The sequence below is a fragment of the uncultured Pseudoteredinibacter sp. genome, assembly GCF_947500695.1.
GTDB lineage: Bacteria > Pseudomonadota > Gammaproteobacteria > Pseudomonadales > Cellvibrionaceae > Pseudoteredinibacter.
In genome coordinates this window covers 127,278-141,182 of sequence record NZ_CANMSS010000009.1, presented here as the reverse complement: position 1 = coordinate 141,182, position 13,905 = coordinate 127,278, and the positions used below count along the sequence as shown (strand labels likewise).

Genomic DNA, 13,905 nt, shown 5'->3' with positions numbered 1-13,905 from the left:
ATAAATTGCTAATGAAAAAAAATGAACTTGGCTCCGCTAAAGACCAGAGAGCCAAGCATAAAACCGAGCGCGTATTGGCGCCTCGGTTTTTTTGCGTTTTAGCCTTAATGAATTTTGCCGCTACGAGTATTGCTGAACAAGACTTGAAGCCAGACAAAAGCCGGGTCAACCCAAAAGGTATCCATTCTTTTTCGCAACCTGCGGCAAATATGCCTCTAATGCGAAGGTTAGATTTTAGTGTTGGCAATAGCTTTTTTCGCAACCCTTGGGTGGTCTCACCAGCGAGCACTGATGCTAGAGATGGTCTTGGTCCGCTGTTCAATACCAACGCCTGTCAAAACTGCCATATAAAAGACGGGAGAGGGCATCTACCACAAAGCGATACGGATAACGCCGTTTCGCTTTTGTTGCGTTTAAATGTTTCAGGTAAGCATAATCTAGCGCCCCACGAGGCAAGCAAAGCCGACCCTAATTATGGCGGGCAATTACAGGATTTTGGTATTCCAGGAGTTCCAGCCGAAGGTCAGATTAAGATTCAATATGATAAAAAACGAATACGCTTTGCCGATGGCAGTGAGGTAGAGCTGCAAAAGCCTCGCTTTTCTATTGCTCAGCTTGCTTACGGTGAGTTACACCCAAAAACCCAGATATCAGCACGTATAGCCCCTGTTATGGTAGGTCTCGGTTTACTCGAGGCCATTACCGATTCAACTCTAGAAGCCATGGCTGACCCAACTGATAAAAATGGTGATGGTATTTCTGGCCGTTTGAATCGAGTTTGGAGTGTTGAAAATCAGTCGCTGGTAATAGGCCGCTTTGGTTGGAAAGCCGGGCAGCCAAGTTTAAAGCAGCAAAATGCCGCGGCATTCAATGGTGATATGGGAATCCGTTCAAGTTTATTCCAGAGTGAGAATTGTACGGTTGCAGAGATATTGTGTCGTAAGATCTCCAGGCAGGACGATCTTAAACGCCCGGGTAGCGAGATCGAAATTAGCGATACATTATTGGATCAAGTTACCTTCTATACCAGTAATCTAGCGGTTCCAAAGCGCCGAAAGCCGCGTGATGAGCAAGTGCTGGCCGGAGAAAAATTGTTTGAGGAGCTGAATTGCTCCAGCTGCCATAAGTCTTTGCTTAGCACCTCAAGTAATTATAAATTCAGCTGGTTGGCTAACACACGGATCAAACCCTACAGCGATTTATTGCTTCATGATATGGGTCCTGAGCTTGACGATGGCAGCCGTGAATTTTTGGCCGCAGGCAGTGAATGGCGTACCGCTCCATTGTGGGGCTTGGGTATGATTAAAACAGTTAATGGCGTTGAGGCTTTATTGCATGATGGTCGTGCACGTAGTGCCGAAGAAGCTATTTTATGGCATGGCGGCGAAGCGGAACCTTCAAAGCAGGCTTATTTAAAGCTCTCTAAAAAACAACGCGAACAGATGATGGCATTCTTATATGATCTTTAAACATCTAGGATATAAAACCACGTTAGCTATTGTGACTGTTAGCTTAGCGGCTTGTAGTGCAAAAGCTCCTGAAGATGCCTTTATTCATCGGGCACTGCATGACTATATATTGCCACTGCATGGCAATATGGCTGAGCGTAGTAAACACTTTGATGAAGTGGTAAGCACTCAATGTAGCAACTCGGCTAGTGAGCTGGATAAGACAGCCTTGCAAGAAGCTTGGCGCTTGAATATGAGAGCTTGGCAGCAACTACAGGCGATCAACTACGGCCCAATAAATGAGCAAAACTTGGCCTGGAAGTTTCAATTTTGGCCAGACAGCAAGAACCTTGTTGCTAAAAAGATTCGACCTTTGTTAGCAGAGAATGCTGATTTGTCAGTGGAGAAATTCGCCAAGTCTAGTACCGTTGTTCAGGGCCTGTCAGCGGCCGAGTATTTATTATTTGATCCTAAACTTGCTAGTAAGTCACCCAGTAAAGGGGCACTGTGTGGTTTGCTAAGCATGCAAGCCAGTCAGCTCAAGGTGAATAGCAGTAAATTATTGCAAGAGTGGCAGGGTAGTTATGGCAAGCAATTGAGTAACTATGGGCCTGAAAATGTGTCTTTTCCTGATGCAAAAACAGCTGTTGCCTATATTATTGACGGCCAGCTTGCCCTGCTGGAAACCGCGAGCAATAAAAAACTGGCGGACGCATTAGGTAGCAAACGCAAGAACGCTAGAGTTAACCCCTATCTATTGGAATCTTGGCGCTCGCAAAACTCCCGCAAAAACTTGCTAGCTAACTTGGCGAGTGTCGATTTGTTATGGCATCGAGCGGGAATGAAGAGCTATCTTGAAAGCCAGGGCGCAAAAGACTTAGCCGATAAAATAGAAGCGGAGCTTTTGGCCACGCAAGAACTATTAAGAGCCGATAGCCACAGCTTCTTCAGCGCTTTAACTGCGGGTGAAACGGATAATGCTAGCGCGGTTAATCAATCCTTGAAATCCTTAACCACGCTGTACAAACACGATATTCCAGCAGCTTTAGGGATTCAGCTTGGATTTAATAATAACGATGGGGATTGAGTTCAGGTGAACAGACGAGAGTTTGTTTTTGCTGGGCTTGGGCTTTCATTAGTGGGTTTGTTTTCTTGTGATACACCGCTTAACGTACGAACTCTGCTGTTGAGTGGCTATCAAGATCGTTTCAATAAAGCGAACCCTTATGGTATTGCGGCTGCGGGCATAGAAGGCAAGCTGCGTTTTATGTTGCCGCTACCTCAGCGTATCCATCAAGTGTTGGACATGTCACCGCTGCCGCTAGATGCTGTTAAGCCTATAAGCAGCGAGGCTAGAACCTGCCTGGCTATTGCTCGTAGGCCTGGTACCGAGTTGTACCATGTGGATGTTGAGCGTGGCCTTTTACTCAATAAAATCGTTGCTTCTGCGAATCGACATTTCTTTGGCCACGCTTGTCGCAATAAAGATGGTAAGGTTTTGGTGCCGCAAAATCATCTGGATAAAAAAGCCGCCAGTATTGCAGTTTTTGATCCGGCTGATGCTTGGCGATTGCTGGAAGAAATCCCCTTGCCAGGCATAGGCCCTCATCAAATTGAATGTTTGTCGGATGGTAAAACCCTAGTTGTGGCAATGGGAGGGATCCATACCCAGCCGAATACCGGGCGACGAAAACTCAATATCGATACCATGCAATCATCTCTGCTATACATTGACAGCAATGATAGTAAGGTTCTTGCCGAGTACTACCCGGAGGATCCGAAGCTTAGCCTACGTCATATGGCCGTTAGCAGAGATGATCGAGTCATTATCGCCGCGCAGTATCAAGGGCCAAGCGAAAATATTTTACCCTTGGCTTTTAGCCACCATGGTGAAGAGAATTTACTGGCCTTCAGCGCGGCACAAGAGGATTGGCGTGCTCACCAGCAGTATATTGGTAGCGTGAGTGTAGACTCTTCGGGCAGCACAGTCTATTTAAGCTCTCCTCGCGCTGGGATTGTAAGTCGCTGGAATTTAAACAGCTTAGAGCTCGAAGAGAGCTATGGTTTGCGAGATGCCTGTGGCCTAGCCTATGCCAAGGAGCAGCAAGCTTTTTTTATCAGTAATGGGCTGGGGCAGATTGTGAATGTAAAAAATACAGCTATTGATCAAGTTGCAGATCAAAACATGGCGCAGAAACAAGCGCTAAAACAGAGCCAGATCAACACTACAGCCTTTGAGAAAGCTATGATTTGGGATAATCATTTAACCATCCTTAGTTAACTGACTTAAGGCACCTCTGAATAATGCAGATTAGCTCAGGCTTCACGTCAATGTCGTAATCTAGGCGCTTCTTTGAAGGCAGGTTGGTCGCCTGTCGAAAAGGAGCAACGAAGAGTACGAGGTTGACGTGAAGCCCCATAGGGCGGACCCTGAAGCGCTCATCTACGTTGTTGCGCTTCTTGCCAAGGCCTACGGCCATTGCCGGCGAAGCGCGCCTAGTAGCTAAGCGCTTCAGGGCTCCGCTGAGCAAAACCTGCACTATTCAGAGGTGCCTTAGGTATTTCGAGATCGAATTATGAATCGCCGCCAATTTCTATCGGCCAGCTTAGCTGGCGCGGGTGTAGCTTCAATCGCCAGCTTAACTGGCTGTATGCCCAAGCTTAGTATCGAACAGCTAGGCGAGTATCAGTACCAGCTGCGTTTACAAGAAGCGCAATTTGAATTGATACCAGGCACTCAAACCCCAGGCTTGGGCTTTAATGGCGTTTATCCTTCGCCCATTATTCGAGCCAAGCAAGGCAAACCTGTCGTCATTGAGGTGATCAATGAACTCAGTGAGCCTACTACAATTCACTGGCATGGTATTCGAATTGACATTGCTATGGATGGGGTGCCTTTTTTAAGTCAGAAACCCATTATGCCGGGTGAGACTTTCCGCTATGAGTTTATTCCCCCTGATGCTGGTACCTTTTGGTATCACCCACATATGAACAGTGTGGTGCAGCTAGGGAAGGGTTTGGTTGGCTTATTGCTGGTAGAAGAGGCAGATAGCGAACAGTTTTCACCAGGTGACTATGCGGCAGATTTACCGCTAATGTTAAAGAACTGGCACCTTAATGATGACGGCTCTTTCAAGCCGCTGACGATTCCTCGCTATGCGGCGCGAATGGGAACGCCGGGTAATTATGAAACTGTCAATGGGGTTAATAAGCCCAGCTTAAGCGTTCCGGCCAATGCTTGGATTCGCTTACGATTCGCTAATGTAGACAATACGCTGGTTTATAAGCTGCGGGTAAAAAATAGACCCGCTTACATCGTTAGTATTGATGCTAACCCATTGTCTGAGCCTAAACCGCTGGAGAGCCATTCCATTGGAGCAGGTATGCGTGTTGATATCGCTATTAAAGCGCCCTCGCCAGGGGAGGAAGTCATTATCGAAAATGGTAAAGGGCGATTATTCTTTGAATTGATGCGTTTAAAAGCTGAAGATTGGCCACTAAAAAAGCCCGTTGCAGCAGAAGTTCCCATGCCGATGCCGAACCCGCTATCTGAACCAAAACTGGATCAGGCCGAAACAAAGCACTTCGTTTTTGAGTGGGAAGGAGCGGTTACCCCAGCAGATAAACTGGGTAAAGCCAAGCACGCTTTTTGGACCATTAACCGTCGGGCTTGGGAAGGCATGAAGCCTGGGAATATTCCGGCACCTCTGGCAAAGCTTGAATTGGGCAAGAGCTATATTTTCGATTTGAAAAACAATACACCCCATATGCACCCGATTCATATGCATGGGGTGATGTTTAAAGTGATCAAATCAAACAAAAAGCAAATTGAGCCATTTTTTACCGACACCGTGTTAATGGAGAAAAATGAAAGGGTGCAAATAGCATTTGTTGCTGACAACCCTGGGCGTTGGATGTATCACTGCCATGTTATCGAACATATGAAAACGGGGTTGATGGGGTATATCGAAATCGTTTAACAGGAACGGGGTCAGATCCCTAAACCAAAACGGGATCTGACCCCACTATGTGCTTAGAACTTAAAGTCAGCACGGACCGTGAAATTACGACCTGGCTCGGTATAACGAGAAATGCCGTTGTCACGAACACCGATACCTGGGCGTAAGTCGTCACGACCTACAAAGCGAATGCTGTCCCAAATGTAATACTCTTTGTCGGTAACATTAAACACACCGGCGCGTAGAGTGAGCTGTTCAGTAAGCTTGTAGAAGGCGGTAATGTCTAGTACTGCTGCACTATTGCTTAGGTAATCACGCTCAACACGTTCACCCTCACTATTAGTAGAGTAGGCATCGCCAGCATCTTTGGCAGCAGTGTAAGTTAACGTAGAGTTAACTCCCCAAGTTTCGTTAGCGTAGCTAATACCTAACTTGGAGCTGAATGGTTGAACGCTGGTTAATGGGTCGCCATTATCCTGTTCGCCGTCAATATATGCTGAGTTAAAGAAAGCACTTAGGCCTTCAGGAGCGCCTAATGTCTTGTTTAGATCGAAGCTTGCCACTAATTCTAAACCTTTAGTGTCAGCATCACTAACGTTAACAGGAATATTGTACTCGTCGACTTCTCCAAGTTCATTGATACGGCTGCCTATAGGGCGAGTCTCGATAAAGTCCTGGAACTTGTTGAAGAACCCTGTAACCGCAAAACGTGCGCCTTCGGTTTTGGTTTCAAAAGTAAGCTCATAGTTGGTAGACGTTTCAACGTCTAGATCTGGGTTAGGACCTGTACTCCAATTATCTTCCGAGCCGCTTCGAGTATAAAGTTGCTCAACAGTGGGGGCCTTAAAGGCTCTGCCGATCTTGGCAATAATTTTACTGTTGTCGCCAACTTTTTGGGTGAGACCTAGGGCGCCGCTGAAGAAGTTAAAGTCTTGTTTGCCTAGACTGTTGCCACCTAGATTATCCTGGAAAAATTCTGATGGAGTGGCGTCGTACTCATAATCATCGTAACGTAAGCCAACTTCAAGCTTCGTATCGTCACTCAGGCTAATGCGGTCCAATACGAAAAGGTTATAATTCGTAATTTCCGAGTGGGGAACCAAGGCTTGGCGGGTAGTGAAAGCTGGATCTTGGCCAGCGCGAGTTTGTACGCGGGTTTCTTCGTTATCGACTTCTTTGTCAGAGTATGCAAAGCCGTAGAAAATATCGTGTTCAACGTTTCCGCTTTTGATACGTTTGTTGAAGTCAAACTTAAACTGAGTTAACTCTTGATCGAAAGTACGTGTGTCGACACGTGGCGTTAAGCCGCCATAAAAGGTAACCGACTGGTGGGTTTTTGCTTCAAAGTTGACATTTTGTCGATCGATGGACCACTCAATGCGATCAAATAAGCCCGCATCCACGTTGGCTTTCTGGAAAATACCAATGCGTTGACGTTCACTGGTATCGTCACCAATTCGACCTACATACCAAGGGCCATTGTATGAGCGCGCGTCGGTTTCGGTTTCTACTGTGCGATCTTCCACAATAAAGCCAAGGGTATTATTGGCGCTGAAGTCGTAGTTCATTTTTAAGAAGATATTGTCGCGATCAATATCTTGAGGATCTGGACGTTCACGACCGGAGCCATCTATATCGGCGCCAGCAGTATGGTTTTCGGTTTCATGTCCTTTACGCTTGGTGCCAATCAATAAGGCTTCAAGGCCGCCGAATCGACCCGCAGCGGCGATGCTACCCATCGCAGTCTCACTAGCACTGTCGTAAGAGGCACTTAACTTGGCCGCCGTATCATCACCGGAATCTTTTAGAAAATCATCAGCATCTTTAGTGACAAAACGGACCGAGCCGCCAAGTGCGCCGCTGCCTGAGATCACAGAGTCTGCACCTTTGGTAATACTAACTTGCTTAACGGTTTCAAGTTCTAGGCCGTTTCGACCACCTTTAAAATAGCCGTAAGCTTGCCCGCCTTCGTACTGCAAGGATTCACCTTGCTCGATACCGTCGATGGATACTGCAATACGGTCATCCGCAACACCGCGAATGTTAAATCCAGTACCGCCCCAACGACCATCGGCTGCCTTAATAACAACACCCGGGATGTCGCGCACGAGATCATCTAGGTTGTTAACCATATTCTCTTCGATTTTAAGGCTAGAGATCACCTCTTGGTTCTCTTTGGTTTCACCTTTTACTTTGGTGGTTTCCAGCTCTTGCACTTGAGCAAAGCTGTTACTGCTCGCTAGAGCAATGGCCAAAGCTAATGTAGACTTCTTAAACATTTCTGTCTCCCCGTTATTTAGTTGCTTGCAAGCTCAGCGTTAGCAACTAATGTTGGTCTTAATGTCAGCTCTATATGCTGAATCTCTTTTTGGCCTTTCTCGGTTAGTTTTAATGGCTTTCCTAGCTCAAATGGAATGCTTATTTTTTCATGGCCGCCATGTTCCCTCGCGGCTTCTATTATTAATTGGTATTTGCCCTTGCTTAGGGGTTTACCGAAATCATCTAGACCCTGCCACTCAATGCTGTATTGGCCAGCGCGACGAGTAGGGCGGGCCATAATATCTAATAGATTTGGCTCTTTGCGGCCAAGGCGACGCCACCAAAGGCTGTTTTTGCTCATCCAGCGTTCGCTGTCGCCTAATAGCAGTAAGTTCTTCACGACTTTACGTTTGCTGTTTTCTATCCACAGCGCAACGTAAGGCTTGCGGTAATTGCCACTGCGAATTTTGGGCAGTGAAAAGTGAATGGAGGCTAGAGGTTCTTGTGCTTCGGGGCCACCATTGTGATTCCAACCTGTGCTGGCATATTGCCGCCCTTGCTCATCGATCAGTAGGGCTTCAATACTGTCTTGAGATTCCACCCAATCGATAGCTTCTGATACGGCCATGGTGCTTAAAGCCGTAGCGTTGGCATCGGCGGTGGTCGCGTCTTTAGCAACAACAATGGCGTTGTGGGGAAAGTCTCTCGGCCAGCCGTCTCGTGCCTGTAAAATATGACTGTATTCTCGGCGACCAATTTTTCGGCTGCGGGCATTGTGGCCGCTATAGGCGATAGCGTTATTGGCTAAAGTTAACTTGCCTAGTGTCGAGCCTTGGCTGTCATCCATTTGATTTGGGTTGGCAATGCTCACTTTCCAAGGGGTATCGTGGCCGCCTTGCCATTGTGCAATATCACCACCAATATTCAGCATAATTGCTTTGGCACTGGGTGCGCTGGCCTTTGCTATGTTTAAGGCCTGATCGATAATGTAACCTTTGGCGATGGCTGAAAATTCCCACTTGAAATCCTGTGGGACTTGATCTTTTGTTAAGTCATACTCTGAATACAGAGCTTTACGTGCTAATGCTCGTATTTCCTTTCGGTCAGGGCGAGCTTGCTCTTTTTCGGCTTTATTCCACGCCGCGATAACATCTCCGAGGCGGCAGCTGAATGCCATCGGCAGCTGCTTTTGCCAGTGTTGGCAAAGCTCTACCATCTTTTGCAAATCAGTCGACAAAGTTTTTTTCTTACCACTGTGAATTTGCATTAATTCGCTATTTGGGTCGTAACTGCTATAGACATTCTCGAGTCGTTTGATTTCATTAATAACGTTTTGTTGTGCGATAGCAGCCTCTGATCTCTCAGCGTCTATACGAAGCTGCATGGAGGTGCCGAGAACATTATCATTATGAAATTCAATAGCTTCGGCGCTGCTTGCTAAACTGTGGGCCAGTAGGCCAGCCATCATCATAGATGAAAGGAAACGTTTCACTTAAGTTACAACCTGTAATTTGAAAACTTGCGCCCCGAAGGGCGCTGTTTGGGCTTAGGGATTAATACCCTGCAACCTTTTCGCTCTTCTTTTTGCTAGCCGCGATATCGTCTGCTGAGATAAGGCCATCTTGGTTTTTATCCCAGCGATTGAAAATACGCTTGCCGGAGATCTGAAGCTCATCAAAAGTCATGCTCTTGTCTTTGTTGTCATCCAGCACATCGAAACGAACATAGGTCTGTTTGATAGCTGCCCGACGCATTTTGGAGATGGCTGCATCTACACGATCTTCGTATTCACCGAGATACTCGTTTAATACTAAGTCGCCACTCTTATCTTGGTCGGCAAGGTGGAAAATTGAGCGACGTTCGTTAAGAAATTCATCTTTAGTGATTTTCTTATCTTCGTTGCCGTCATAAATGGTAAACATACCCTTTTTACTGTGAGTAGTAGGCATGCGAATTACTGAGCGGCGACGAGGCTTTTTCTTAGCCTTTTTCTTGTCAGTCTTGGCGGTTTTTTCTTCTTGCTTTTTCTTCCACTTGTTTTCTGGCTTTGGATCGTTATCGTCGATCACGCCATCTTTGTTGCTATCCCAGCGTGTCCAAATACGATCGGCAGAAGCTTGGAACTCTTCCCATGTCATTACTTTGTCATCGTTTTTATCTAGAGCATCGAAACGTACAATAGTTTGCTTTACCTGGCCTTTGCGATCTTCTTCGATACGATCATCGAGACGGCCTTCGTACTCATAAACATATTCTTCGGTATCTAGAGTGCCGTTTTTATTACTGTCTACTTTGTCGAAAAAGCTACGGCGAGTGTCGTTGTACTCATCCCAGCTAACGCTGTTATCTTTGGAGTGGTCATGCTCGTCTAAGATGCGAGCAAGACGCGCTTCGGTCATTGGCATAGCGCGATGGCCGCGATCGTCTTTTGCCGCTTTGGCGCGATCCGCCTTGCTTAATCCTTTGCTCAAAGCCGCTTTGGCTTCATTGGCTTGACTTTGCTCGCTTACCGCTGTGTTTTGAGAGCAAGCGCTGATGCTGGCGACAGCAACGGCGATGGGTAATGCTTTTTTTAGAAATTTCATGGCTATTCTCGCTTAGATGTTTTCAAACACTTGCACGCTTAAGGTGGTTGTGTGGCTTAGGGTTGGGACTTTGGAGCCCTCTGGAGCTGGTCCTCGATAACGAGCACGCAGTAAGTACTTACCGGCCGGCAGGCTTAGTTTTGCCACTCCTGCTTTATCGGTAGTGAAGTTGACGGGCTTACTTTTCTCTTGGTTTGCCTTGTATACCAAGATTTCTTGCTCAGCCATGCCTTTATTGTCTAGAAGAATTTTTAGGGCGAATTCTTCATCGGCAAACAGTTCGGTCGGATTATCAATCGGTAGGATCTGCAAGCCGGCTGCTTCAACTTTTAATGCACCATTGCTTGGCGCTTTACGGCTAACATAAGTGTCTGCACGAGTAATCGATTGAAAATGGTTTTTAACTTCGGCGCCTTTTGGGGCTGGCTCCTTAGGATTCATTACGCGCTTTTCTTCACCATCGAGATCGTAGATCAGGAAAGTAGCGCCATGGCGGGCACCGGTAGTGATACGGTAAGTCCCTTCGTCTTTTAGCTCATGTTCTAAAACGATGCGGGTCTTCAGCTCAGCCTTGCTGTCTGGATTTACCACCTCACCTGAAGGCGTGGTAACTTTGAAGTTGCCCTTGTTGAAGGCGGCTTCAGGTATAAAAAACTCCTCGGAGAAGGAGGCATCGAAGCTTGCCATTTTGCCCATGACGGGCTCGAAACTGGTTGGGGCAATATAGGGGGTGTGAGCAGCGGCGGTGCTGACGGCTAGGGCCGTTAGAGACGCCAGCCCTAATGAGCTAAGCATGTGAGCTTTTGATTTGCGAACTAAGCCGAGCATAAGTGAATTCTCCAAGGTTTATTTAAATGCCATTCTTTGTGATGACTAAATCACGTGAATACTAATGCAAATGTAAATGATTCTCAATAAAAATAAAGAAATCTCCATATTTTCTTCATGGTTTGAGGGTTTATAGAGCCCTAGTCAGGACACTAGAGCTGTAAATGTACAAATCGCGGCGGTAACTAAGCCAAGTAGCATGGCGGGCTTTAAGTAGCGCTTATTGGGTAATAGCAAGACCAAGCCGCTTAGCGAGAACAGCAAAATTAACACCGAGCTAATGTCGAGAAGTAGCTTCCATGCGAAACCAGTGTGGCGACCTTTGTGTAGGTCATTAAGCCATGCCCATACACCAGAGTCACTGCGGCTTGCGCTTACCAAGCCGCTTTCAAGCTCAAGCTCCCCGCTGGCAAATGCTCCAGGCATTTGGGCGTCAAAAAATATAACATCACCATCATCTTCGAGTTTTAGCTTGCCAAAGCTAACGTCCAGCTCGTTCTCCAGCTGAGTAATCTGAGCTGGGCTAAAGGTAAGCCCTTGGCTTGCCTTATAATTTACAAGTTGAAATTCTAGCTCTTGCTCCTGAGCTTCACCGATAAACCAATCTGGATGGTTCAGGGTGATGCCGGTAAAGGCGAAAAACAGCAATAAAAATAATAAGGCGACGGCTGCATAAATATGGAGTAGGCGAGACCAGCGCCACAGGGTTTTGTTTACTTTCATGGTTTATCGGGTATTTTTTTGTCTAATCAGGCGTTGAAGAATATCCATGTTACTAATTAAGTCCCTGCGGCTCGGATCGAGCTTAAGTATATTTTGTAAAAACTCCTGTGCGGATTTGTAGCGCTTTTGTAGGTAAGCCACTTGTGCTCGTTTCATCCATGCGGCTTCCCTGTTTTCTTTCATAGCAGCCGCTCGACTGAGTAAGATATCAGCACGATTAAATTGTCCTTGAGCAATTCGAATATCAGCCAGATCCAATATCGCTGAACCATTGGCTGGATTGTGTTTTAGTGCTTGCTGCAACAACTGAACCTGACGCTTACTTTGTCCTTTATTGGCAGCAAGTCTCGCGCGTTGATGATTCCAGTGGCTTAAAGCTTGGCTATCAAAGTGTTTGCTTTGACTCTTTGTTGATGTGATCAGCGTCGTTAAATCATTCCAGTGGCTCTGAGAAGCCAACCAATCAAGCATTGGCCCAATGTATGAATAGTCTTGTAACAAGGAGGGGCTTGTTTTAACAATGTTCACAGCTCTGGCGATATTGCCCGCTTGCACATTGAGCTGTGCTAAAAGTTGTATGTTCTGCTTTTGTTTTTCACCTAATCTATAAGCCATTTCCATAGCAGTTAATGCCCGCTGGCTTTGCTTAGCGCTTACTGCGGCATTGGCTTTGTGTAGCCACAGTTCAACATTGTTTGGCTCGTCTTTTAAAAGTTCATCAATTAACGCATTGGCCTGTAGATGCGACCCTGATTGGCTAAGCGCCATCAGCAAACCTTTTTGCCAGTGTTTGTTTTCTGGCGCTAGGGCATAGGCTCTTTGATAGGCTGCGACGGAACTGAAAGCTGAGTGTTCACGTAGATTGAGATAGCCAAGCTGACCAAAAAGATCTGAGCTGGCACCTCCTAAAGCAATCGTTTCGGCTAGGTACTTTCTGGCTTTCTTTGCTTGATTTTGGCTAAGTGCTAGGCCCGCCAAGGATTGGCTTGCCAGAACGTAGTCTCCATGAAGTTTTATCGACGAAAGATAATCCTGTTCGGCTTTCTGGTATTGCTTAAGTTGTGTTAGAACTTGGGCTCGTACGTAAAATAGAGCGGCACTGGCTTGTTCCGGCCACAACTTGGCAAGTTCTGCATTCGCCTTTTGGTATTGCTTTTCATCTAATAAGGGGCGCACCTTATCAATCAGAGCAAACTCTTCGCTGTTTAACTTAGGGGTATTGCTACTACTACTGAGAGGCTTAAAACTCATTTCCCAATTCGGCGTTGGCAGTGTTATTTTTACCTCCGCCTGTGCTGTGCTTGTATGAAGTGCAATGGTTAAGCTAAAGCCCAAAGCAATGCACATTAGGCTCGTTCGCTTAAGGCGCAATAACTTTAAACTTACTGATTTTTGAGTATTCAGTTTCATGTTGATCTAGCTATGCTCCAGCTCAAGCGGCCATATGAACTCAGCTTTGACCAACTTGCCATCCATCTTAGGAGGTGTAAAGCGAGCTTGGCTTATTGCTTGCTGAAGGCTTGGCTTAAGCTCGGGGTACTTTAACTGGGTGATTTGTTGTAGATGCACCTGGCCCTGTTCGTCAATCATGACTAGTAGCTTAACTAGTGCTTTGTTGACGCCGCGTTGGTATAGGCGGTGCGGGAAACTGACACGTATTGGAGTCAATAATTGCGGGCGTTGATCGAGTTGATCAAGACCGAAGGCCTGCCAATCGGGTGTCCAGTCTATGTTGAGATTTACTTGGGTTAAGCTATCAATGGGTGGTTTTTCTACCTTAATCTCTCTAATTTTTACATTTTGCTCTGCCATTTTTAAAGCTAGGCCTTGAGCGTTGAAGCTAAAATCAATATCAACGCCGCTATTATTGACTTGCTGTTGTTCCTGCGCTGGTGGTGGAGGCGGCGGTGGCAATGCAACACTCACTTGCCTTACAACAAGGTCCTGTTTCGGTTTTAAAAAAGTCGTTTTGCTTAGCTGGATAACGGTTAATAGCACAACTAGGCAGGCAGCGGATAATACGACTGAAATAACTCGACGCATTGGAATATTTAATGTGGTTAAGTTGAGTGTACTGCTGTTTATAGAGGCGGCGTTGGTCAT

The 13,905-nt window shown here is 46.3% G+C and carries 11 protein-coding genes; 4 read left to right on the top strand and 7 right to left on the bottom strand.

The window, feature by feature from the left end; genetic code table 11:
- The first annotated feature begins 11 nt into the window (after nt 1–11).
- From Q1A08_RS16130 to Q1A08_RS16115, 4 genes are all read left to right on the top strand, one after another.
- A complete protein-coding gene (locus Q1A08_RS16130; protein WP_299774772.1) occupies nt 12–1,469 on the top strand; it encodes a di-heme oxidoredictase family protein in 1,458 nt (485 codons plus the stop codon).
- Complete coding sequence (locus tag Q1A08_RS16125) at nt 1,459–2,535, top strand: imelysin family protein (RefSeq protein WP_299774771.1); 1,077 nt, start codon at nt 1,459–1,461, stop codon at nt 2,533–2,535. Before Q1A08_RS16130 ends, Q1A08_RS16125 begins: the two co-directional genes overlap by 11 nt.
- 6 nt (nt 2,536–2,541) lie before the next feature.
- On the top strand, nt 2,542–3,729 hold the full coding sequence (locus Q1A08_RS16120) for a DUF1513 domain-containing protein (protein ID WP_299774769.1): 1,188 nt from the start codon (nt 2,542–2,544) through the stop codon (nt 3,727–3,729).
- Between the two features lie 295 nt (nt 3,730–4,024).
- A complete protein-coding gene (locus Q1A08_RS16115) occupies nt 4,025–5,428 on the top strand; it encodes a multicopper oxidase family protein (RefSeq protein ID WP_299774767.1) in 1,404 nt (467 codons plus the stop codon).
- Nucleotides 5,429–5,481: 53 nt separating this feature from the next.
- Here Q1A08_RS16115 and Q1A08_RS16110 read toward each other — a convergent pair whose 3' ends face one another.
- The 7 genes from Q1A08_RS16110 to Q1A08_RS16080 form a co-directional block, all read right to left on the bottom strand.
- A complete protein-coding gene (locus tag Q1A08_RS16110) occupies nt 5,482–7,686 on the bottom strand; it encodes a TonB-dependent hemoglobin/transferrin/lactoferrin family receptor (protein ID WP_299774765.1) in 2,205 nt (734 codons plus the stop codon).
- 17 nt (nt 7,687–7,703) lie between these two features.
- Nucleotides 7,704–9,158, bottom strand: coding sequence for a DUF2271 domain-containing protein (locus Q1A08_RS16105; RefSeq protein ID WP_299774763.1), 1,455 nt, complete (start codon nt 9,156–9,158; stop codon nt 7,704–7,706).
- A 61-nt stretch (nt 9,159–9,219) separates the two neighbouring features.
- The gene (locus Q1A08_RS16100; RefSeq protein ID WP_299774761.1) at nt 9,220–10,251 is read right to left on the bottom strand and encodes a hypothetical protein; all 1,032 of its coding nucleotides are present in this window, start codon (nt 10,249–10,251) and stop codon (nt 9,220–9,222) included.
- Between the two features lie 12 nt (nt 10,252–10,263).
- Nucleotides 10,264–11,079, bottom strand: coding sequence for a DUF4198 domain-containing protein (locus Q1A08_RS16095; protein WP_299774759.1), 816 nt, complete (start codon nt 11,077–11,079; stop codon nt 10,264–10,266).
- Nucleotides 11,080–11,223: 144 nt separating this feature from the next.
- A complete protein-coding gene (locus tag Q1A08_RS16090) occupies nt 11,224–11,802 on the bottom strand; it encodes a PepSY-associated TM helix domain-containing protein (RefSeq protein WP_299774757.1) in 579 nt (192 codons plus the stop codon).
- A gap of 3 nt (nt 11,803–11,805) precedes the next feature.
- Entirely contained in the window at nt 11,806–13,212 is a 1,407-nt protein-coding gene (locus Q1A08_RS16085; protein WP_299774755.1) for a tetratricopeptide repeat protein, read from the bottom strand.
- 6 nt (nt 13,213–13,218) lie between these two features.
- Nucleotides 13,219–13,905, bottom strand: coding sequence for a hypothetical protein (locus tag Q1A08_RS16080; protein WP_299774753.1), 687 nt, complete (start codon nt 13,903–13,905; stop codon nt 13,219–13,221).